Genomic DNA, 19,884 nt, shown 5'->3' on the forward strand with positions numbered 1-19,884 from the left:
CTCGTTCGGTGGCGGAGGTGGGGGCCGGAAGGACCGGAGCCGGCACGGTCAAACACCTCATCCTAACAAACGCTGATGCGCTTGGCCGGGTGCGGCCCGGCGGCACATGGGCGATGATGGCGCATGTCCGTTCCCCTGCCCCCTGCCCTGCTCTGCGGGGCCTGCGCCCTGGCGCTGTCGTCCCTGGTCCGCGCCGCTCCCGGCGAGGATCCCGCCACCACCCTGCCCGCGTTGCAGGTCCAGGCCGCCCGCGTCGGTGGCGTGGCCGATTTCGACCTGCCGGCGTCGCTGACCACCACCGGCCTGGGCGACAGCGACCGTCTCGGCGTGCAGGCCTCCGAAGCGCTGGCCGGCGTGCCCGGCCTGCTCGCGCGCGACCGCCAGAACTATGCGCAGGACACCCAGCTGTCGATCCGCGGCTTCGGCGCGCGTTCGGCGTTCGGCGTGCGCGGCGTGCGCCTGCTGCTGGACGGCATCCCGGCGACGATGCCGGACGGCCAGGGCCAGCTCTCCAACTTCAACCTGTTCGGCAGCGAGCGGGTCGAGGTGCTGCGCGGCCCGTTCTCGGCGCTGTACGGCAACTCCTCCGGCGGCGTGGTGCAGCTGTGGAGCGCCGACGGCCAGCCGGACGATCCGTGGCGGCTGCGCAGCGCGATCGGCAGCCACGGCACCGCGGCCCTCAGCGCGCAGGCGCTCGGCCAGCAGGGCGACGTCCACTACAACCTGGCCGCCACCCATTTCAGCACCGACGGCTACCGCGACCACAGCCACGCCCAGCGCACCACCTTCAACGCCAAGATCGGCATCGACCTGGCGCCCGGGCGGCGCCTGGACCTGCTGCTCAACGCGCTGGAGGCGCCCGATGCGCAGGATCCATTGGGCCTGAGCCGTGCCCAGGCCGCGGCCGACCCGCGCCAGGCCACCGCCGCGGCCAGCCAGTTCGATACCCGCAAGTCCACCCGCCAGGTGCAGGCCGGCGCCATCTTCACCCAGCAGGTGGACCAGCAGACCTGGCGGCTGATGGGCTACGCCGGACGCCGCGACGTCACCCAATACCTGTCGGTTCCGGTGAGCGCACAGAGCAACCCGCTCAACGCCGGCGGGGTGATCGACCTGGACGGCGACTACGGCGGCCTCGACGCGCGCTGGGCCTGGCAGGGCGAACTGGGCGGCCGCCCGTTCCAGTTCACCGTCGGCGCCAATGCCGACCGCCAGCAACAGCATCGCACCGGCTACGAGAACTTCGTCGGCAGCACGCTCGGGGTGAAGGGCCGGCTGCGCCGCGACCAGCAGGATCGGGTGGAGAACGTGGACCAGTTCGCCCAGGCCTGGTGGCAGTTCGCCGAGCGCTGGTCGCTGTTGGCCGGGCTGCGCCACAGCCAGGTGCGGTTCCGCTCGGACGACGCCTACATCGTCGGCCGCAATCCCGACGACAGCGGCCGCACCGACTATGCGGCGACCACCCCGGTGGCCGGGCTGGTGCTGCGCGTCAGCGACGACCTGCGGCTCTACGCCTCGGCCGGGCGCGGCTTCGAGACCCCGACCTTCAACGAACTGGGCTACCGCCGCGACGGCGGCGCCGGCCTGGCGCTGGACCTGGCCGCCGCGCGCAGCCAGAACCTGGAACTGGGCGCGAAGTGGCGCAACGCCGCCGGCGCCAGCTGGGACGCGGCCCTGTTCCGCGCCAGCACCGACGACGAGCTTGCGGTGGCCAGCAACACCAACGGCCGCAGCACCTACCGCAACATCGGCCGCACCCGCCGCCAGGGCGCCGAGACCAGCCTGACCCTGCCGCTGGGCGCCAGCGCGCAACTGCAGGTGGCCTACACCTGGCTGCAGGCGACGGTGCGCCAGGCCTACCTGACCTGCGCCAGCAGCGGCTGCGCGACGCCCACCGCGGTGGTGACGGCCGGCACCCGCCTGCCCGGCGTGCCGCAGCAGCAACTGTTCGCGCGCTGGCAGTGGCAGCCGCGCGCCTGGCAATTCGCGGCGGAGGGCGTGGTCGCCGGCGACACCGTGGTCAACGACCTGGCCAGCGAAGCCGCACCCGGCTATGCGCTGCTCAACCTGGAGGCGGCGCGCCGCTGGACCACCGCGCACGGCACCCTGCGCACCTTCGCGCGCATCGACAACGCGTTCGATCGCCGCTACATCGGCTCGGTCATCGTCAACGACGGCAATGGGCGTTACTACGAGCCGGGTCCGGACCGCAGCTATACGGTCGGGTTGCAGTGGGATTTGCCGCACTAGCCGACAGCGGGATGGCGCGCGATCGCGTGGCGCGCGCCTCGCAATGGCGTCGGTAGGCTTGCGCGGTTCGCGTCACGGCCTGCGTGCCCATCTCCATCCGGATGTGGAGGCGCCGCATCCGGATGGCGATGGGCATGTGCGCTGGCAGATGCGTGCGCTGCGGCAGACGCTTCACAAGCCGGCCTCGCCCGACGCTTAGCAACGGAAGGGCGCCGTCCGCCATGCCGCGCCGCACCGTCGATGCGGGCGACGGCGACGCGGCATGGATGGGCCATGCAGGCTGCCTTGTCGGGAGGACGCGTGGAGGACAAGCTGGACCGGCTGCTGGGCGACGTCGATGCGCTGCGCCGCCGGCTGGAGAGGCGCAGGAGCCTCAGCGATCGCGCGTTCTGGATCCTGGAGAAGCTGCTGGTGCCGCTGGCGATCGCGATCCTGGCGTTCTATGGCAGTGTCGCCGCGGACAAGATCGCCGCCGGCCAGCTGACCCTGGCCAGGGCCAACGTCGACGACCGTCAGCGGGAGTTCGCGCTGTCGCTGCAGACCAAGTACGTGGAGCTGTTCCATGCCGACATCGCGTCCGGCGATCCGAGGCGCGAAGCCAACGCACTGGCGTTGTTGCGCCTGATGGATCCGGCGCTGGCGGTGCAGTTGGCCGACTTCGTCGCCTCCAATCCTGCGGCCTCGCCCGCGCTGCAGGCGCGAGCCGCGATCGCCAGCGGGCAACTGCGGCGCACGGCCGCCGCGCACGCTGCCAACCTCGCGGCGCATGCCGCAGTCGATGCCGACGCGGTACATCCACGGCAGTGATGCACGACGCATTCGCGCCGGTCTTCGTTGCCGACGGTTGCGCACGCGCACATGCCGCGTGTCTGCACTGCAGGCACGGCTGTCGCCAACCGCGCCTGTCCGTGTGCGGCCGCATCGGCTAGGCCATGGCGTGTGACGAAACGCGGAAAAACGCGCGGAAATGTCTACGAATCCAGGTTGAGCTGTCTACTGGCGACGGCCGATTCGCTGGCTGCCTGCGCGTTGCCGGCGATAGCGTATCGATGCGTGAGCCACACGCAGCAGTCCCATCCACCGATGCGCAACGGGAGACCGAATCATGGACAAGAAAGGCGACAAGGTGCTGGCCGAAGGCGTCAGTGCAACGCAGTACCAGGGAACGTTCGTCGTCAACAACGGGACGGGCCAGGTCATCACCAACGTCAGCGTGAAACACACCTGCGGCGACTTCGTGAACACGTCGGTGGCGGTCTCGCTGCAGCCCGGCGAATCGACGCCGCCGGTGCTGCTGCAGGCGCAGACCGGATCCAACGACGACTGGAGCCTGTCGTTCCAGATGGGCAACGTCTCGCGCAGCCGCAACAGCAAGCAATGCAACTACGAGACCGAGGATGCGCCCAACACCTGCATCATCGCGTTGTACGACGACAGCTTCAGCGTGATCACGCCGAAGAGCTCGCCGTGTCTGAACAATAGCTACGATTGAACGGCTGCGATGGCCGATTGCCGCTGCCGTTGTGTCGGCAGCGGCAGTGTCGTGGTAGCGCGCCGCGGCATCTGTGCGGCCTGGACGATCGGGAATGCGACGTCGATGACAACGTGCAGCGATGTCAGCATCCCGGCGACACGCGGCCCTTAGTGCGTCCCCAACTGCAGCCGCCGGTACAGCGTGCTGCGGCTGATGCCCAATCGGCGTGCGGCCTGCGAGACGTTGCCGTCGCAGGCGTCCAGGGCCTGGCGCATGGCCTGCAGCGCCAGGCTGTCGAGATCGGCGGCCGGCAGCGGCGACGGTGCAACGTGGGTGCCGCCCTGCTCTGCCGCGCGGATGCCGGGCAGATAGGCCGGCAAGGCGTCGATATCCACCAGCGCGTCCGGCTCGCTCAGCGCCACCAGCGTGCGCAGGCAGGCCACCAGCTGGCGCAGATTGCCCGGCCACGCATAGGCGCTCAGCGTCGCCAGCGCCGCCTCGGTCAGGCGCCTGCCCTGCCCCAGCCGCGCCCACAGGTCGCCGACCAGTGCGCGCCGGTCCGGATGCGCGCGCAGCGCCGGCACCTGCACGCTGTGGTGGGCGATGCGGTAGTACAGGTCGGGCCGGAAGCGCTGCTCGGCCATCGCCGCGTCCAGGTCGCGGTGGGTGGCGCAGATCAGGGCGAAATCCAGTTTCACCGGCTTGCCGCCTCCCAGCGGCAGCAATTCGCGTTCCTGCAGCACGCGCAGCAGCCGCGGCTGCAGGGCCAGCGGCATGTCGCCGATCTCGTCCAGGAACAGCACGCCGCCATCGGCCTGGCGCAGCAGGCCCGGGCTGCCGTGCTTGCGCGCGCCGGTGAAGGCGCCATCCTCGTAGCCGAACAGTTCCGCTTCGATCAGTCCTTCCGGCAGCGCGGCGCAGTTGACCGCCACGAACGGCCGCCCGGCGCGCGCGCTGCGCCGGTGCAGTTCGCGCGCGAACACTTCCTTGCCGGTGCCGGTCTCGCCCTGCACCAGCACCGGCAGGTGCGCGTCGAGCACGCGTCGCGCGCGTTCCAGCGCCAGTTCCTGCGTGGCATCGAACAGCGGCGCATCGGACGCCGCCGCGGCCGAGGGCCGCGACGCGGTCACGGTGATCGGCGCCTGCTGCGGGCGCCGCCGCGGACGGTCGTCGGCCGGGCTGTCGATGCGTCCGTGCAGGGCGCGCCCCTGCAGGTCGAACACGCTGCCCTGCTGGCGCAACCGCGACAGCGGCTCCTCGAATAGCGCCTCGTAGGGCGCACGGCCGAGTTCGTGGCGTTCCAGCCCGAATAGCCGCAACGCGGCCTGGTTGGCGGCCACCAGGCGCGGCCATTGCGGAATGCCAGCAGCGCCTCGCGTGCGGTGCCGAGCAGCGCCGGGTCGTGGTGCACGCGCAGCAGCTCGCAGCCGGCAATGCCGTCGTCGAAATAGCGGTGCTCGATGTTGGCCACCGCCATCCGCGCCAGCGCCAGCGCGTGCATGTGCTGCACGCTGGCGTCGCCGGAGATGTCGAGCACGCCGGCCAGGCGGCCGTAGGGATCGAAGATCGGCACTGCCGCACAACTGAGGATCTGGTGCGGCGCGAAGTAGTGCTCGCCACCGCGCACTTCCACCGAGCGGCTTTCGACGATGGCGGTGCCGATCGCATTGGTGCCGACCTGGGTTTCGCTCCAGCAGGCGCCGGGCATCAGCGCCACCCTGCCCGCCTTGTCGAGGAAGCGTGGGCTGCCTTCGGCGTCGAGGATCCAGCCGGCCTCGTCGGTGAGCAGCACGATGCTGCCGGTGGCCGCGGCGTCGCCGGCCAGGCCCTCCAGTTCGGCGCGGGCCAGCCGCCACAGGCGCTCGTGCGCTTCGCGCAGGGCGCGCAGGCGCGAGGCTTCCAGCGGCTCGATCGCCGGTTGCGCGTCCGCGGCCAGGCCCAGGCGCTGGCAGCGCTGCCACGACTGCAGGATGGTGTCGGGCACCTGCCCGACCGGCGCGCCGCCGCGTTCGAAGAAGGCGCGGCGGGCCTGGCCGAGTTGATGTTGCGAGGGTTGCTGCGCCATGTCCGGCTCCGCTGTCGCAGATTGCGACACCTGGTGATACGGGTGTTCCGATAAACAGCACATCCGCCGGCGCGGCGCAATCGGCAGGCGTGACGCGACGCAGCAAAACCGGCACGCGTGCGTCGATCTGTCGCGGCACGACGACGTGACGCGGCGCAGCACGCAAAACCTGGCATCGGTCTTGCGCTTACGCAGCTACCCGGACGGGCCTGCCCTGTCCTTCTCGACCGCCGAAGGAGACACCACGATGAATGCCGTCAGCACCGCCAAGCCGCATGCCACCGATCCGCAGTCCATCTTCAAGTCGCGTTACGGCAACTTCATCGGCGGCAAGTGGGTGGAGCCGAAGAGCGGGCAGTACTTCGACAACAGCACGCCGATCAGCGGCAAGGTGTTCACTTCGGTGGCGCGCTCCAACGCCGAGGATATCGAGGCCGCGCTCGACGCCGCGCATGCGGCCAAGGACGCCTGGGGCAAGAGCTCCAGCACCGAGCGCAGCAACGTGCTGCTGAAGATCGCCGACCGCATCGAGCAGAACCTGGAGCTGCTGGCCTACGCCGAGACCTGGGACAACGGCAAGCCGGTACGCGAGACGCTCAACGCCGACGTGCCGTTGTGCGTGGACCACTTCCGCTACTTCGCCGGCGCGGTGCGCGCGCAGGAAGGCGGCATCTCCGAGATCGACCACGACACCATCGCCTACCACTTCCATGAACCGCTCGGCGTGGTCGGGCAGATCATCCCGTGGAACTTCCCGTTGCTGATGGCGTGCTGGAAGCTGGCGCCGGCGCTGGCCGCGGGCAACTGCGTGGTGATGAAGCCGGCCGAGCAGACCCCGGCCTCGATCCTGGTGCTGATGGAGGTCATCGGCGACCTGCTGCCGCCGGGCGTGCTCAACGTGGTCAACGGCTTCGGCCTGGAGGCAGGCAAGCCGCTGGCCAGCAACCCGCGCATCGCCAAGATCGCCTTCACCGGCGAGACCACCACCGGCCGGCTGATCATGCAGTACGCCAGCCAGAACCTGATTCCGGTGACGCTGGAGCTGGGCGGCAAGTCGCCCAACATCTTCTTCGCCGACGTGATGGCCGAGGACGACGATTTCCTCGACAAGGCGGTGGAAGGCTTCGTGCTGTTCGCCTTCAACCAGGGCGAGGTGTGCACCTGTCCGTCGCGCGCGCTGATCCAGGAATCGATCTACGACAGGTTCATGGAGAAGGCGCTCAAGCGCGTGGCGGCGATCAAGCAGGGCAACCCGCTCGATCCCAACACCATGGTCGGCGCGCAGGCCTCCGGCGAGCAGTTGGAGAAGATCCTGTCCTACATCGACATCGGCAAGCAGGAAGGCGCGCAGGTGCTGATCGGCGGCGAGCGCAACGCGCTGGACGGCGAGCTGGCCGGCGGCTTCTACGTCAAGCCGACGGTGTTCAAGGGCCACAACAAGATGCGCGTGTTCCAGGAGGAGATCTTCGGCCCGGTGGTGTCGGTGACCACCTTCAAGGACGAGGCCGAGGCGCTGGCGATCGCCAACGACACGCTGTACGGGCTCGGCGCCGGCGTGTGGAGCCGCGATGCCGCGCGGCTGTACCGCATGGGCCGCGCGATCCAGGCCGGGCGGGTGTGGACCAACTGCTACCACGCCTATCCGGCGCATGCCGCGTTCGGCGGCTACAAGCAGTCGGGCATCGGCCGCGAGAACCACAAGATGATGCTCGACCACTACCAGCAGACCAAGAACCTGCTGGTCAGCTACTCGCCGAAGGCGCTCGGCTTTTTCTGAGGCATGGGGCAGGGCGGTGGCACGCAACCGGCGTGTCGCCGCCAAGCCCGCCAACTGATCTGGATCAAGGCACTCCGTCGCCGGTCGCGCGATGGTGACATCACCCGTTTTTTCAGGAGCGTTGCAATGGACAAGACGATGAAAGCCGCCGTGGTGCGGGAGTTCGGCAAGCCGCTGGCGATCGAGGAAGTGGCGGTGCCGCGGCCGCAAGCCGGCGACATTCTGGTCAAGATCGAGGCCTGCGGCGTGTGCCACACCGACCTGCACGCGGCCGAAGGCGATTGGCCGGTGAAGCCGAATCCGCCGTTCATTCCCGGCCACGAGGGTGTGGGCCATGTGGTGGCGGTCGGTGCCGGCGTGGACCATGTCAGGGAAGGCGACCGCGTCGGCATTCCGTGGCTGTACTCGGCCTGCGGCCATTGCGAGCATTGCCTGGGCGGCTGGGAAACCCTGTGCGAGGCGCAACAGAACTCCGGCTACTCGGTCAACGGCGGCTTCGCCGAGTACGCGCTGGCCAACGCCAACTATGTCGGGCACCTGCCGAAGGCCATTGGCTTCGTCGAGGTCGCGCCGATCCTGTGCGCCGGCGTCACCGTGTACAAGGGGCTGAAGGTCACCGACACCAAGCCTGGCAACTGGGTGGTGATCTCCGGCATCGGCGGCCTCGGCCACATGGCGGTGCAGTACGCCAAGGCAATGGGCCTGAACGTGGCCGCGGTGGACGTGGACGACGCCAAGCTGGCGCTGGCCACGCGCCTGGGCGCGACGGTGACGGTGAATGCGCGGACCACCGATCCGGTGGCGTACCTGAAGAAGGAAATCGGCGGGGCGCACGGCGCGCTGGTCACCGCGGTCTCGCCGAAGGCCTTCGAGCAGGCCATCGGCATGGTCCGCCGCGGCGGCACCGTGTCGCTCAACGGGCTGCCGCCGGGGCAATTCCCGCTGGATATCTTCGGCATGGTGCTCAACGGCGTGACCGTGCGTGGCTCGATCGTCGGCACCCGCCTGGACCTGCAGGAATCGCTGGAATTCGCCGAGCAGGGCAAGGTCGCCGCGACGGTGGCCACCGATACTCTGGACAACATCAACGATGTGTTTGCGCGCATGCATGCCGGCAAGATCGAAGGCCGCATCGTGCTGGACATGGCCGCCTGATGGACGCGTCCGTGCCCGCTGACGCGCTACCGCCGCAGGTGCTGGCCACGCTGCCGGCCCTGCAGCTGATCGCGAAACTGCGGGCGCGGCGCGGCGCGCTGCTGTTCCACCAGTCCGGCGGCTGCTGCGACGGTTCCTCGCCGATGTGCTACCCGCAGGACGACTTCATCGTCGGCGACCGCGACGTGTTGCTGGGCGAGATCGGAGAGGCGCCGTTCTACATCAGCCCGTCGCAGTTCGCGTACTGGAAGCACACGCAGCTGATCATCGACGTCGTGCCTGGGCGCGGTGGCATGTTCTCGCTGGAGAACGGCGAGGGCGTGCGCTTCCTGGTGCGCTCGCGGTTGTTCACCGACGGCGAATATGCCGCGCTGGAGGCGGCGGGGAAGGTGTAGTGGACTGTAAAAGCGGCTTTAGCCGCGATGGGCGTTACCGGGAACGCTCATCGCGGCTAAAGCCGCTCCTACAGATGTGATGCATCGCGTCGACGATGCCCCTGGCGGCCTACGATGCCTTCGGCGCCTTCGCCGGCACGAACGGCGACACCGGGTCGCTGGCGGGGAAGGTCTCTTCCAGGGCTTCGTCCTGGTTGGCGTCGGCGTGCCGGCCGTGCGCCGTGTCCGGGGTGGAATGCGCTGGCGTGTCGGGCGGGGCAGGGCGGTTTTCGCCGGTACGCGGTTCGCGTTCGACGATGGTTTCGGGGCGGTCGCCGGCGCCGCGGTCTTCGCTGCGTTGCGTCTCGCGTTTGCCGCGTTGCTCGCCGGGGACGGGGGCCGCGCGGCGCAGCGGATCGGTAGGCGTGGACATGTCCGGTTCCTCCAGGCAATGGCGGAGGGCCAGTTCACCGCCGCCGCGGTGAAGCCATTGCGAATCGCGCATCCTCCACGCGTCGGTCACGGGTCGCTAACGGCCGCAGCGCTACTGCTGCGCGTCCCCGCCGACGTTGCCGCCCGGAGCCCTGCCATGCGCCCCAGCGACCGCCCCGACCCGCTGTTGTTCAACGCCCACCTGGACCCCTTGCCGAGCGTATCGCCGCAGCGGCGCCGTGGCGCCGCGCCGCGTCCGCAGGAGGCGCCGGACTACCGCCGCTACAGCCTGGCCGACTACCGCCAGCGCCGCGCCCGCCACCGCACCCCCTGGCGCGATCTGTGCCCGGCCTACGCCTTCGCCCTGCAGACCCATGCCCGCGGCTGGCCGCGCGGGCCGGGTGCCGAGACCGAGGACGAACTGGCCGCGCACTGGGACCTGATGCGCGGCGACTCGCGGCTGGACTGGATCCAGGCGCGGCAGGTGATCGAGGACGCCTGGCAGGCCCTGGACCACCTGCCGGCGCAGGCCGCCGGCGGGGAGGCGCACTGATGCCGCGCCCGATCTGGACCGGCACGCTGTCCTTCGGCCTGCTCAACGTGCCGGTGTCGCTGATGTCCGGCGAACGCCGGATCGATCTGCACTTCCGCATGCTCGACGCGCGCGACAAGCGCCCGATCCGCTTCGAGCGGGTCAATGCCGACACCGGCGAGGAAGTGCCGTGGAAGGACATCGTCAAGGCCTACGAATACAGCAAGGGCAACTACGTGGTGGTCGAGCAGCAGGACATCGCCTCGGCCGCACCGGAGAGCCACGAGACGGTGGAAGTGGAGGCCTTCGTCGACGCAGCGGAAATCGACCTGCGCTATTTCGAGAAACCCTACGTGCTGGTGCCGGGCAAGAAGGCCGAGAAGGGTTACGTGCTGCTGCGCGAGACCTTGCGCAACACCGGTAAGGTCGGCATCGCGCGGGTGGTGATCCGCACCCGTGAATATCTGTCGGCGGTGATGCCGCTGCAGGACGCGCTGGTGCTGATCCTGCTGCGCTATCCTCAGGAACTGGTCGACCTGGACGACTACACGCTGCCCAGCGGCAAGGCCGCCGACTACCGGATCAGCGCCAAGGAAACCGAGATGGCGGCGCAGCTGATCGACTCCATGTCCGGGCGCTGGGACCCCGATTCCTATCACGACGAATTCCGCGAGCGACTGCACGCGGTGATCCAGAAGCGGATCAAGGCGCAGGAAGGCACGACCCAGGTCGACGAGGACGCCGAGGCGCCTCAGCGCGAGGACGCCACCACCAACGTGGTCGACTTCATGTCGCTGCTGCAGAAGAGCCTGGATGCCAAGAAGCGCACGCCGGCCAAGCAGGACGAGCGCGTGCCGGTGCGCAAGACCACGGCGAAGAAGAGCGGCAAGCCGGCCAAGAGCGCGGCCGGCAAGGCAAAGAAGGCGACGCGCGCCAAGCCGGCGGCGGCCAAGGCCAAGCCGGCCGCGCGCAAGGCGCCGGCACGGCGCAAGGCCGGGTAGGGCAGGGTGCGGCGGCGCCAGGTGCGCCGCCCATGCCGAGGACGCTGCATCGGACTGGCAGGTGCGCCGCTGGCGTCGCCGTGCGCAGCGGTCGACCGGTGGTCAGCTCACGCCGCGCGGCGTCGGTGGTGCGCCTGCCTGGCCAACGCGAACCATCGCGGTGGCGTGAGGTGTCATTGCTCAGCCGTGTCCCGGCGTCCACGTCCTTGCTTCCTCGCGACAGGCACGCGCAATCGCCGCGCGGCATGCGCGCGGCTGGTTGGCACGTCCTACGGCGAGACCATCCCCTCCCGCGTCACCTGCGCCAGCGAATCGCGTGAGATGGCGGCGATCGACTTGGCGCCGGTCAGGGTCATCGCCACCTGCATCTCCTTCTCGATCAGGCTCAGCAGATGCTCCACCCCGGCCTGGCCGGCGGCGGCCAGCGCGTAGACGAAGGCACGGCCGAGCAGCACCGCGTCGGCGCCCAGCGCCAGCATGCGCACCACGTCCAGGCCGCTGCGCACGCCGGAGTCGGCCAGGATCTTCAGCTCGCCCTTCACCGCATCGGCGATCGCCGGCAGCGCCCGCGCGCTGGACAGCACGCCGTCGAGCTGGCGCCCGCCATGGTTGGAGACGACGATGCCGTCGGCGCCGAACCGCACCGCATCGCGCGCATCATCCGGATCGAGGATGCCCTTGATCACCATCGGCCCGGTCCAGAACTCGCGGATCCACTCCAGGTCCTTCCACGCGATCGACGGATCGAAGTTGGCGCCGAGCCAGCCGATGTAGTCGGCCAGTCCGGTGGGATGGCCGCGGTAGGTGGAGATGTTGCCCAGGTCGTGCGGACGCCCGTGCAGGCCCACGTCCCAGGCCCAGCGCGGATGGGTGACCGCCTGCAGCATGCGCCGCAGCGGCGCGTTGGGGCCGCTCATGCCCGAATGCGCGTCGCGGTAGCGCGCGCCCGGCACCGGCATGTCCACGGTGAACACCAGGGTGGTGACGCCCGCCGCCTTGGCCCGTTCCAGCGCGTTGCGCATGAAGCCGCGGTCCTTGAGCACATACAGCTGGAACCACATCGGCCGGTCGATCGCCGGCGCCACTTCCTCGATCGGGCACACCGACACCGTGGACAGGGTGAACGGCACGCCCTTGGCCGCCGCCGCCTTCGCCGCCTGCACCTCGCCGCGGCGCGCGTACATGCCGGTCAGGCCCACCGGCCCCAGCGCCACCGGCAAGGCCAGGCGTTCGCCGAACAGCTCGGTGTGCAGGTCCAGCGCCGACATGTCGCGCAGCACCCGCTGGCGCAGGGCGATGTCGCTCAGGTCGGCCACGTTGCGGCGCAGGGTGTGCTCGGCATAGGCGCCGCCATCGATGTAGTGGAACAGGAACGGCGGCAGCCGGCGCTGCGCGGCGGCACGGTAGTCGGTGGAGGCGGAAATGATCATGGGGGCAGGGCGGTCAGGGAGAGGAGGGCAGGCGCGAGGCACGGGCGCGACGCGCATCGTCCTCGTCGAGGGTGCGCAGCGCGCTGTGCACGAATTCCAGGTGGGCGTGCGCGGCGGCGCGGGCGCGTTCGGGGTCGCCGGCCAGGATCGCGTCGCGCAGCGCGCGGTGCTGGGCGTGCAGCGCGGCGAAGATGCGCGGCGAGGCGAACAGCTGCTGCCGGCTCTGCGAGATGTTGGCCTGCAGCAGGTCGAACAGCCCGCGCATCACCTGCAGCAGCACGCGGTTGTGGGTGGCCTCGGCGATGGCCAGGTGGAAGTCGGCGTCGGCGTGCGCCTGCGCCGCCGCATCGGCCTGCGCATGGGTCTGCAGCAACGCCTCGTAGGCGGCCTCGATGCGCGCGCGGTCGTCGTCGGTGGCGCGCAGTGCCGCGTGCCAGGCGGTGGCGCCTTCCAGCGCATGGCGGGCCTCCAGCACGTCGAAGCGGTACTCCGGGTCGGCGTGCAGCAACGGCAGGAACGGCTGCAGCGGCGCCACCACCTGGTCCTCCGGTGTCGGTGGCCGTTGCACGTAGGTGCCGCCGCCCACGCGGGCCCGCAGCAGCCCCTGGCTGGCGAGCTGGGCGATGGCCTCGCGCAGCACCGGGCGGGAAACGCCCAGTTCCGCGGCCAGGGCGCGCTCGGCGGGCAGGCGTGCATCGACCGCGAGGCCGCGTTGTGCGATCAGCGTGCGCAACTGCGCGACGACCCGGTCGCTGAGCCGGGTGGGGGACTCGGTGGCAGCGGTCGTGGTTGTGGAATTATTGGTCATACCAATAACTGGAGAGGCGCAAATGGTGTCGCCATTAGGCGCCGAATCTCATGCATCGTCAATGCTTTCAGTGGTGCGGGATGCCTAAATTGGTAATACCAATTGCGGCGCGCTGTCGCCGACCATCGCCGCAGCCAGTACCACCAGCACCGCCAACAGGCCCGGTTCCACCCCGATCAACCGGCGCAGCGTGCGCACCTATGCTGCGGTCGACGCCCACGTTGGCTGCCGCCGTGCTGGCGACGCCAGCGCAGGCGCAGCGTCGGCACCAGGGAGAGCAGGCCGATCGCTGCGAAGGTGCCGAGCTTGGGCCCAGAACCAGGGGGTATGCAGGTAGTAACCGGTGCCCTTGAGCCCATAGCGCACGCGCAGGGCGCCCACCGCCAGGATCAGCAGTGCGGCCAGCGCGTAACCGGCGTCGGCGCGAACCAGCCGCGCCAGCCGGGGGCGGTCCAGCGCAGCAGGCTCCATCCCGCCACCAGCGCGGCGATCAGCAGCATCGCCAAGTGGTGCAGGGCGCCCAGGATCAGGTCGACAGTGACCATCGTCGCAGCGTCACCACACCCACGGCAGCAGCCGCCAGCTGTGCGCGGCGTAGTCCGGATATTCCTCGGGGAAGGCCTGGGTCAGCATCGCTTCCTCGACCCGGATGCGGCGCAGGAACGCCCAGGTCACCGGCAGCACGATCGCCAGCAGCGACAGCACGTTGCCCATGCCCAGCGCCAGCCCGTAGAACGCCAGCAACGCGCCGGTGTACGAGGGATGCCGCAGATAGCGATACGGCCCGTGGCGGACCAGGCGGTGGCCTTCCTGGATGGTCACGTCGACGGTGAACCAGCGCGCCAGTACGCGGATCGACCACAGCCGCAGCGCCAGGCCACCGCCCAGCAGCACGCAGGCCGCCCAGCGCAACGGCTCGCGCAGGTGCGGCGCATAGCGCCACACGCCGAGCAGCGACAGCAACACGCCCAGCGCTACCGCCGCGTACAGCACGCGCCACAGCAGGCGCAGCGTGCCCTGGTCGCGCGCACCGCCGTCGGCCGCGCGGCGGCGGCGACTGAGCAGCAGTTCGTACGCGCCCCAACTCAGGCCGAGCAGCATGAACAACAGATCCGGATGGCGCAGGGTCAGGGGCATGGCGGTGTTCCTCGTGGCAGCGTGCACGACGCATTGCGTGGCAGGGCGGATGAACCGGGCCCGTCCTGCGTGTCGATCGGCCGGCGCGCAGCGGGGCATGGACGCAGTGTGCCGCCATCGTGGTGGCGCGGCAGTGGCCGCTGGTCATGTCCACTGCCTGCCGGAAGTCACTTTCTGCGCCCGGCCCATTGCCGCGGCGCGGGTGCGCGGTCAGCATCGGTCGCATGAACCGATTCCTGCGCGACCTGATCGAACCCAAGCGCCTGGCCGGGCTGCTGACCGTGGCCACCGTGCTGTGGTCGTTCCAGTTCGCGCCGCATACGCTGGCGCCATGGCGCTGGATCGCTGCGGCGCTGTTCCTGCTGCCGCTGCTCGGCGCGCACTACCTGCCCGTGCGTTGGCGCGACGCCGCACTGTGGCTCGAGGCCGCCGCGGCGATGGTCCTGGTCTGGCTGGAGCCGCATGTCGGCACGGCGCCGGTGCTGTTGGTGGTGGTGGTGGCGCAGGTGGCGCTGCAGTGGCCGCCGCGGCCGGTGCTGGTGCTGGCGCTGCTGGCCAACCTGGGCACGTTCCTGGCGCTGTCCGCGGCCGGGATCAAGCATCCGCTGCTGACCACCCTGATCTACGCCGGCTTCCATGCCTTCGCCGGCCTCAGCGCGCACTACGCGCGCACCACCGAGCTGGCGCGCGAGGCGCTGGCACGGGTCAACGCCGACCTGCTGGCCACGCGCGCGCTGCTCGCCGACAGCGCGCGCGATGCCGAGCGCCTGCGTCTGGCGCGCGAACTGCACGACGTGGCCGGCCACAAGCTGACCGCGATGCGGATCAACCTGCGCCTGCTGCTCGCCGACCCGGCACTGGCGCGGCACGAAGAACTCGGTGCGGTCGAGCGCCTGTCCGGCGAACTGCTGGCCGACATCCGCAACGTGGTGCAATCCTTGCGCGACGAACGCGGCCTGGACCTGGAAACCGCGCTGCGCGCGCTCGCCGCGCCGTTGCCGCGCCCGCAGCTGCGGCTGCAGATCGACTCCGGCGTGCGCATCTCCGATCCGCACCTGGCCGAGACCCTGCTGCGACTGGTGCAGGAAGCGCTGACCAATGCTGCGCGGCATGCCGATGCCGGTGAGGTCCACGTGCGCCTGCGGTACGAGGACACGCAGCTGTGCCTGGACATCGAGGACGACGGCCACCGCGCCGAGCGCATCCGCGAAGGCAACGGCATCGCCGGCATGCGCGAGCGCCTGGCTGCCCTGCAAGGACGCCTGGAGCTGGGCCGCACGCCGCTGGGCGGTATGCAGTTGAGCGCGAGGCTGCCGCTGTGAGCGCGTTGCGGATCGCCCTGGCCGACGATCAGGTGCTGGTACGCGCGGGCCTGCGCGCGCTGCTGCAGACCCAGGGCATCGTCGTCGCCTGCGAGGCCGACGACGGCCAGGCCCTGCTCGACGCGGTCGCGGCCACGCCGGTGGACGTGGTGCTCAGCGACATCCGCATGCCGGGCATGGACGGCATCCAGGCGCTGCAGCAGCTGCGCGCGCGCGGCGACCGCACGCCGGTGCTGCTGCTCACCACCTTCGACGACTCCGACCTGCTGCTGCGCGCCACCGCCGCCGGCGCGCAGGGTTTCCTGCTCAAGGACGCCGCGCCGGAGGACCTGCGCGAGGCGATCGCACGCGTGGCCGCCGGCGAGACCCTGCTGCAGCCGGTCAGCACCGACCCGGTGCGCGCACGCTACCGCTACCGCGACGAGGACGCCCCGCGCGACACCTTCAACGAACGCGAAGTGGCGATCCTGCGCCTGCTCGCCGGCGGCTACTCCAACAAGGAGATCGCGCGCAGCCTGTTCCTGGCCGAGGGCACGGTGAAGAACTACGTCTCCACCATCCTCGACAAGCTCGGCACCCGCGACCGCACCCGCGCCGTGCTCAAGGCGATTACCTTGCGCATCATCTAGTGCTGACAAGCGGCATCGCCGCGACGGCCGCCGGCAGCGCGTCGGGACTGAAGTCCCTCCCACACTGTCTCCATCCAATATGGCCGCGCGCTGCGGCTTGCCGTAGGAGCGGCTTCAGCCGCGACAACCGACGTCGCGGTGCAAGGGATGCCGATGAGCCCTGTTCCCATAGCGCCAGCACACATCCACCGCCGCGACGCCGCCCTTTGTGGGAGCGACTTCAGTCGCGACGCGACGCCACCCGAACGCGCGCGCCTCCACCCGCACCGAACTCCATACCCCGCCGTGTGCTGCCGCCGGGACTTCTGCATGCCCGCCGCAGACATTAAGATGCCGCGGGCATTGTGCCGACGAGGAATTCACGTTGATCATCCATCCGAAAGTCCGCGGTTTCATCTGCACCACCACGCACCCGCTCGGCTGCGAGCGCAACGTGCTCGAGCAGATCGCCGCCACGCGCGCGCGCGGCGTGCGCCACGATGGCCCAAAGAACGTGCTGGTGATCGGCGCGTCCAGCGGCTACGGCCTGGCCTCGCGCATCACCGCCGCGTTCGGCTTCGGCGCCGCCACCCTCGGCGTGTTCTTCGAAAAGCCCGGCAGCGAGAAGAAGGCCGGCACCGCCGGTTGGTACAACGCCGCCGCGTTCGACAAGCAGGCCAAGGCCGACGGCCTGTACAGCAAGTCGATCAACGGCGACGCGTTCTCCGACCAGGCGCGCGAGAAGGTGATCGAGCTGATCAAGCAGGACATGGGCGGCCAGGTCGACCTGGTGGTGTATTCGCTGGCCTCGCCGGTGCGCAAGCTGCCGAGCACCGGCGAAGTGAAGCGCTCGGCGCTCAAGCCGATCGGCCAGACCTACACCGCCACCGCCATCGACACCAACAAGGACGCCATCATCGAGGCCTCGATCGAGCCGGCTACCGAGCAGGAGATCGAAGACACCGTCACCGTGATGGGCGGGCAGGACTGGGAACTGTGGATCGACGCGCTGGACGCCGCCGGCGTGCTCGCCCCGGGGGCGCGCACCGTCGCCTTCAGCTACATCGGCACCGAGATCACCTGGCCGATCTATTGGCACGGCGCGCTGGGCAAGGCCAAGGTCGACCTCGACCAGACCGCGCAGCGCCTGCACGCGCGCCTGCAGCCGCACGGCGGCACGGCCAACGTGGCGGTGCTGAAATCGGTGGTGACCCAGGCCAGCGCGGCGATTCCGGTGATGCCGCTGTACATCTCCATGGTCTACAAGATCATGAAGGAAAAGGGCCTGCACGAAGGCACCATCGAGCAGGCCGACCGCCTGTTCCGCGAACGCCTCTACCGCGAGGACGGCCAGCTGGCCGCCACCGACGACGAGAACCGCCTGCGCCTGGACGATTGGGAACTGCGCGACGACGTGCAGGACGCCTGCAAGGCGCTGTGGCCGCAGGTGACCACCGAGAACCTGTTCCAGCTCACCGACTACGCCGGCTACAAGCACGAGTTCCTCAAGCTGTTCGGCTTCGAGCGCAAGGACGTGGACTACGACGCCGAGGTCGATCCCGACGTGACCTTCGATTGCGTGGAGCTCTGAGGGGCGGGGATTGGGGAGTGGGGATTCGGGAGTCGTTTGATCCCGGATCCCGGACAGACCATGCGGCCGGCAGCGATGTCGGCCGTTTTCTTTTTGGTGACGGCCGCGGCGATGGCAGCGCCGGGATGAGCAGAACCACGTGTGAGACAGGCGAGGGCTGTGCAGTCGAGGCACACCAAGGCCGTGCAGTGGAGTGCGTGGTGGTGTCCACGCACCGCAGCAGCAACATGTGCGCCGTTGCGCTCGCACCTCGCATCGCCAACGTTCGATTGCCGGTCGCGGCTGAAGCCGCTCCTACGAGCGCGCGCGCTGCACCGGTAGGAGCGGCTTCAGCCGCGACGAGCGAAGCAGCGATGCATGCGTTGACCGAACCGCGTCGGGACTGAAGTCCCTCCCACAAGGACACCATCCATCCCCGCGGCAGCTTTCCCCTGTAGGAGCGGCTTCAGCCGCGACATTCGAAGCCGCGGTGCAGGAACTGCCCGCACAGCATCAGGACTAAAAAACGCCACATCGCAACGCCAATCCGCACGCAAACCCCGCAGCGCCAGCGCCTTTACGATTCTCCACTCCCCACTCCCCACTCCCCACTCCCCACTCCCCACTCCCCACTCCCCACTCCCCACTCCCCACTCCCGGCTTTTCACCGCCTCACATCGAACCGCGTCGCCCCCACACACGCCTGCACCTCGGCCTCGCCCAGCGCCAGCACGTCGCCCGGCAGCGTGTGCTTGAGGCAGCCGGCGGCCAGGCCGAAGCGGATCGTCACGGTGTCGTCCCAGCCACGGCTCAACCCATGCAGCACGCCGGCGGCGAAGGCGTCGCCGCCGCCGATGCGGTCGACAATGCCGCTCAGCTCCTCGGCCGGCGCCTGCGCCACACCGCCATCGCGGCGCAGCAGCATCGCCCCCAGGCTGTGCCGGTCCACGCTATGCGCCACGCGCTGGGTGCAGGCCATCGCCTGCAGCTGCGGGAACGCGGCGAAGGCATCGCGCGCGCCCGCTTCCACCCGCGCCTGCACGCTGTCCTGCGGGTAGCGGTGGCCTAGCACCACCTCCAGGTCGCGGTAGTCGGCGAACAGCACGTCCGCCTGGGCCAGCAGCTGCCGCAGGATCCCCGGCGCATCGCCGTTCCACGCCTCCCACAGCTTGGGCCGGTAGTTGCCGTCGAACGACACCCGCACCCCGGCCGCGCGTGCCGCCTGTGCGGCCGCCAGCGCCGCGGCCGCGCCACGTTCGCCCAGCGCTGGGGTCACTCCGGACAGGTGCAGCCACTGCGCGCCGTGCAGCAGCAACGGCCAGTCGTGCTGGTCGCCGGCATCCAGCGCGAAGGCCGAGCCGGCGCGGTCGTAGGTGACCTCGCTGGGCCGGTGCCCGGCACCGGTGCTGAGGAAGTACAGGCCCATGCGCCCGGGCACGAAGCGCACTCCGCTGGTGTCCACGCCATGCCGGCGCAGTTCGCCGGCCGCGGCCTGGCCCAGCGGGTTGTCCGGCAGCACGCTGACCACGGACACGGCATGGCCGAAATGCGCCAGCGCCACGCCCACGTTGGCCTCGGCGCCGCCTACCTGCACCTCCAGCCGCGGGGTCTGCAGCAGTCGCTCGTGGCCGGGTGCGCCCAGGCGCAGCAACAGTTCGCCGAAGCAGACGATGCGGGAAGCGGTCATGGCGGGCGGGTCCGGCGGCCGAAGGGACGCCAAGCATGCCGCGAAATGCGAACGTGGGCCAGAAAAAGTGACTAGCGGTGTCATTTCTGTGCGGCAGCAGGCGGTCCGGCACTGGCCGACGTCGCGATCCTGCGCTATCTCATTGACTGCAAAGACCCTTGGATCGCCGGGCACTCTGTTGCGCTGCAAGATGCCGCAATGTTTCGCAACTGTTAACGTTGGTTTTGACCAGCGGTGTCATTCGCGACAACGCCCGTAGTTC

General features: G+C 69.9%; 18 protein-coding genes and 1 pseudogene. 11 read left to right on the top strand and 8 right to left on the bottom strand.

Annotation, left to right across the window (positions count from 1 at the left end; all coding sequences use genetic code 11):
- Positions 1-123 precede the first annotated feature (123 nt).
- The 3 genes from GGR71_RS16755 (at position 124) to GGR71_RS16765 (ending at position 3,742) form a co-directional block, all read left to right on the top strand.
- Positions 124-2,250, top strand: coding sequence for a TonB-dependent receptor family protein (locus GGR71_RS16755; protein ID WP_184452149.1), 2,127 nt, complete (start codon positions 124-126; stop codon positions 2,248-2,250).
- 273 nt (positions 2,251-2,523) lie between these two features.
- Entirely contained in the window at positions 2,524-3,057 is a 534-nt protein-coding gene (locus GGR71_RS16760) for a hypothetical protein (protein WP_160963681.1), read from the top strand.
- Positions 3,058-3,355: 298 nt separating this feature from the next.
- Positions 3,356-3,742: a hypothetical protein gene (locus GGR71_RS16765; RefSeq protein ID WP_160963679.1), complete on the top strand. Its 387-nt coding sequence runs from the start codon at positions 3,356-3,358 to the stop codon at positions 3,740-3,742.
- Between the two features lie 149 nt (positions 3,743-3,891).
- Here the strand turns inward: GGR71_RS16765 and GGR71_RS16770 are convergent.
- Positions 3,892-5,789 (bottom strand): annotated as a pseudogene (locus GGR71_RS16770) (sigma-54-dependent Fis family transcriptional regulator).
- A gap of 247 nt (positions 5,790-6,036) precedes the next feature.
- Between GGR71_RS16770 and adh the strand changes: the two are divergent.
- From adh to GGR71_RS16785, 3 genes are all read left to right on the top strand, one after another.
- A complete protein-coding gene (adh, locus tag GGR71_RS16775) occupies positions 6,037-7,566 on the top strand; it encodes an aldehyde dehydrogenase (RefSeq protein ID WP_160963677.1) in 1,530 nt (509 codons plus the stop codon).
- A gap of 126 nt (positions 7,567-7,692) precedes the next feature.
- Positions 7,693-8,721 carry an alcohol dehydrogenase AdhP gene (adhP, locus tag GGR71_RS16780; protein ID WP_160963675.1) on the top strand — a complete coding sequence of 343 codons (1,029 nt, stop codon included), beginning with the start codon at positions 7,693-7,695 and terminating at the stop codon, positions 8,719-8,721.
- Entirely contained in the window at positions 8,721-9,116 is a 396-nt protein-coding gene (locus GGR71_RS16785) for a DUF779 domain-containing protein (RefSeq protein WP_160963673.1), read from the top strand. The genes adhP and GGR71_RS16785 overlap by 1 nt, the downstream gene beginning before the upstream one ends.
- 109 nt (positions 9,117-9,225) lie before the next feature.
- On the opposite strand, the gene GGR71_RS16790 is transcribed toward GGR71_RS16785, so the two are convergent.
- Positions 9,226-9,528, bottom strand: coding sequence for a hypothetical protein (locus GGR71_RS16790; RefSeq protein WP_184452151.1), 303 nt, complete (start codon positions 9,526-9,528; stop codon positions 9,226-9,228).
- Between the two features lie 156 nt (positions 9,529-9,684).
- Between GGR71_RS16790 and GGR71_RS16795 the strand changes: the two genes are divergently transcribed.
- Both GGR71_RS16795 and ku read left to right on the top strand, forming a co-directional pair.
- Positions 9,685-10,080: a hypothetical protein gene (locus GGR71_RS16795; protein ID WP_160963671.1), complete on the top strand. Its 396-nt coding sequence runs from the start codon at positions 9,685-9,687 to the stop codon at positions 10,078-10,080.
- Positions 10,080-11,060: a non-homologous end joining protein Ku gene (gene ku, locus GGR71_RS16800; RefSeq protein WP_160963669.1), complete on the top strand. Its 981-nt coding sequence runs from the start codon at positions 10,080-10,082 to the stop codon at positions 11,058-11,060. Before GGR71_RS16795 ends, ku begins: the two co-directional genes overlap by 1 nt.
- Before the next feature lie 269 nt (positions 11,061-11,329).
- Here ku and lldD read toward each other — a convergent pair whose 3' ends face one another.
- From lldD to GGR71_RS16820, 5 genes are all read right to left on the bottom strand, one after another.
- Positions 11,330-12,490 carry an FMN-dependent L-lactate dehydrogenase LldD gene (gene lldD / locus GGR71_RS16805; RefSeq protein WP_160963667.1) on the bottom strand — a complete coding sequence of 387 codons (1,161 nt, stop codon included), beginning with the start codon at positions 12,488-12,490 and terminating at the stop codon, positions 11,330-11,332.
- Positions 12,491-12,503: 13 nt separating this feature from the next.
- The gene (gene lldR / locus GGR71_RS16810) at positions 12,504-13,298 is read right to left on the bottom strand and encodes a transcriptional regulator LldR (protein ID WP_160963665.1); all 795 of its coding nucleotides are present in this window, start codon (positions 13,296-13,298) and stop codon (positions 12,504-12,506) included.
- Between the two features lie 198 nt (positions 13,299-13,496).
- Positions 13,497-13,754, bottom strand: coding sequence for a DUF2214 family protein (locus GGR71_RS21170; RefSeq protein ID WP_456362635.1), 258 nt, complete (start codon positions 13,752-13,754; stop codon positions 13,497-13,499).
- Positions 13,688-13,843: a hypothetical protein gene (locus GGR71_RS21175; protein WP_237474657.1), complete on the bottom strand. Its 156-nt coding sequence runs from the start codon at positions 13,841-13,843 to the stop codon at positions 13,688-13,690. Before GGR71_RS21175 ends, GGR71_RS21170 begins: the two co-directional genes overlap by 67 nt.
- A 10-nt stretch (positions 13,844-13,853) precedes the next feature.
- The gene (locus GGR71_RS16820; RefSeq protein WP_160963663.1) at positions 13,854-14,435 is read right to left on the bottom strand and encodes a methyltransferase family protein; all 582 of its coding nucleotides are present in this window, start codon (positions 14,433-14,435) and stop codon (positions 13,854-13,856) included.
- Between the two features lie 224 nt (positions 14,436-14,659).
- Between GGR71_RS16820 and GGR71_RS16825 the strand changes: the two genes are divergently transcribed.
- The 3 genes from GGR71_RS16825 to fabV all read left to right on the top strand — a co-directional run bounded on the left by GGR71_RS16825 (position 14,660) and on the right by fabV (position 17,956).
- Positions 14,660-15,757, top strand: coding sequence for a sensor histidine kinase (locus GGR71_RS16825; protein WP_160963661.1), 1,098 nt, complete (start codon positions 14,660-14,662; stop codon positions 15,755-15,757).
- Positions 15,754-16,386 (top strand): response regulator, encoded by a 633-nt coding sequence (locus GGR71_RS16830; protein ID WP_048491201.1) that lies wholly within the window; start codon positions 15,754-15,756, stop codon positions 16,384-16,386. The genes GGR71_RS16825 and GGR71_RS16830 overlap by 4 nt, the downstream gene beginning before the upstream one ends.
- A 364-nt stretch (positions 16,387-16,750) precedes the next feature.
- A complete protein-coding gene (gene fabV / locus GGR71_RS16835) occupies positions 16,751-17,956 on the top strand; it encodes an enoyl-ACP reductase FabV (protein ID WP_160963659.1) in 1,206 nt (401 codons plus the stop codon).
- Between the two features lie 643 nt (positions 17,957-18,599).
- Here the strand turns inward: fabV and GGR71_RS16840 are convergent.
- A complete protein-coding gene (locus tag GGR71_RS16840) occupies positions 18,600-19,622 on the bottom strand; it encodes a sugar kinase (RefSeq protein ID WP_160963852.1) in 1,023 nt (340 codons plus the stop codon).
- Between the last annotated feature and the right edge of the window lie 262 nt (positions 19,623-19,884).

The sequence above is a fragment of the Xanthomonas sp. F1 genome, from assembly GCF_014199855.1.

Coding starts and splice junctions, on each gene's coding strand:
- GGR71_RS16755 (WP_184452149.1), top strand. CDS start 124: ATGTCCGTTCCCCTGCCCCCTGCCCTGCTCTGCGGGGCCTGCGCCCTG.
- GGR71_RS16760 (WP_160963681.1), top strand. CDS start 2,524: ATGCAGGCTGCCTTGTCGGGAGGACGCGTGGAGGACAAGCTGGACCGG.
- GGR71_RS16765 (WP_160963679.1), top strand. CDS start 3,356: ATGGACAAGAAAGGCGACAAGGTGCTGGCCGAAGGCGTCAGTGCAACG.
- adh (WP_160963677.1), top strand. CDS start 6,037: ATGAATGCCGTCAGCACCGCCAAGCCGCATGCCACCGATCCGCAGTCC.
- adhP (WP_160963675.1), top strand. CDS start 7,693: ATGGACAAGACGATGAAAGCCGCCGTGGTGCGGGAGTTCGGCAAGCCG.
- GGR71_RS16785 (WP_160963673.1), top strand. CDS start 8,721: ATGGACGCGTCCGTGCCCGCTGACGCGCTACCGCCGCAGGTGCTGGCC.
- GGR71_RS16790 (WP_184452151.1), bottom strand. CDS start 9,528: ATGTCCACGCCTACCGATCCGCTGCGCCGCGCGGCCCCCGTCCCCGGC.
- GGR71_RS16795 (WP_160963671.1), top strand. CDS start 9,685: ATGCGCCCCAGCGACCGCCCCGACCCGCTGTTGTTCAACGCCCACCTG.
- ku (WP_160963669.1), top strand. CDS start 10,080: ATGCCGCGCCCGATCTGGACCGGCACGCTGTCCTTCGGCCTGCTCAAC.
- lldD (WP_160963667.1), bottom strand. CDS start 12,490: ATGATCATTTCCGCCTCCACCGACTACCGTGCCGCCGCGCAGCGCCGG.
- lldR (WP_160963665.1), bottom strand. CDS start 13,298: ATGACCAATAATTCCACAACCACGACCGCTGCCACCGAGTCCCCCACC.
- GGR71_RS21175 (WP_237474657.1), bottom strand. CDS start 13,843: ATGGTCACTGTCGACCTGATCCTGGGCGCCCTGCACCACTTGGCGATG.
- GGR71_RS16820 (WP_160963663.1), bottom strand. CDS start 14,435: ATGCCCCTGACCCTGCGCCATCCGGATCTGTTGTTCATGCTGCTCGGC.
- GGR71_RS16825 (WP_160963661.1), top strand. CDS start 14,660: ATGAACCGATTCCTGCGCGACCTGATCGAACCCAAGCGCCTGGCCGGG.
- GGR71_RS16840 (WP_160963852.1), bottom strand. CDS start 19,622: ATGACCGCTTCCCGCATCGTCTGCTTCGGCGAACTGTTGCTGCGCCTG.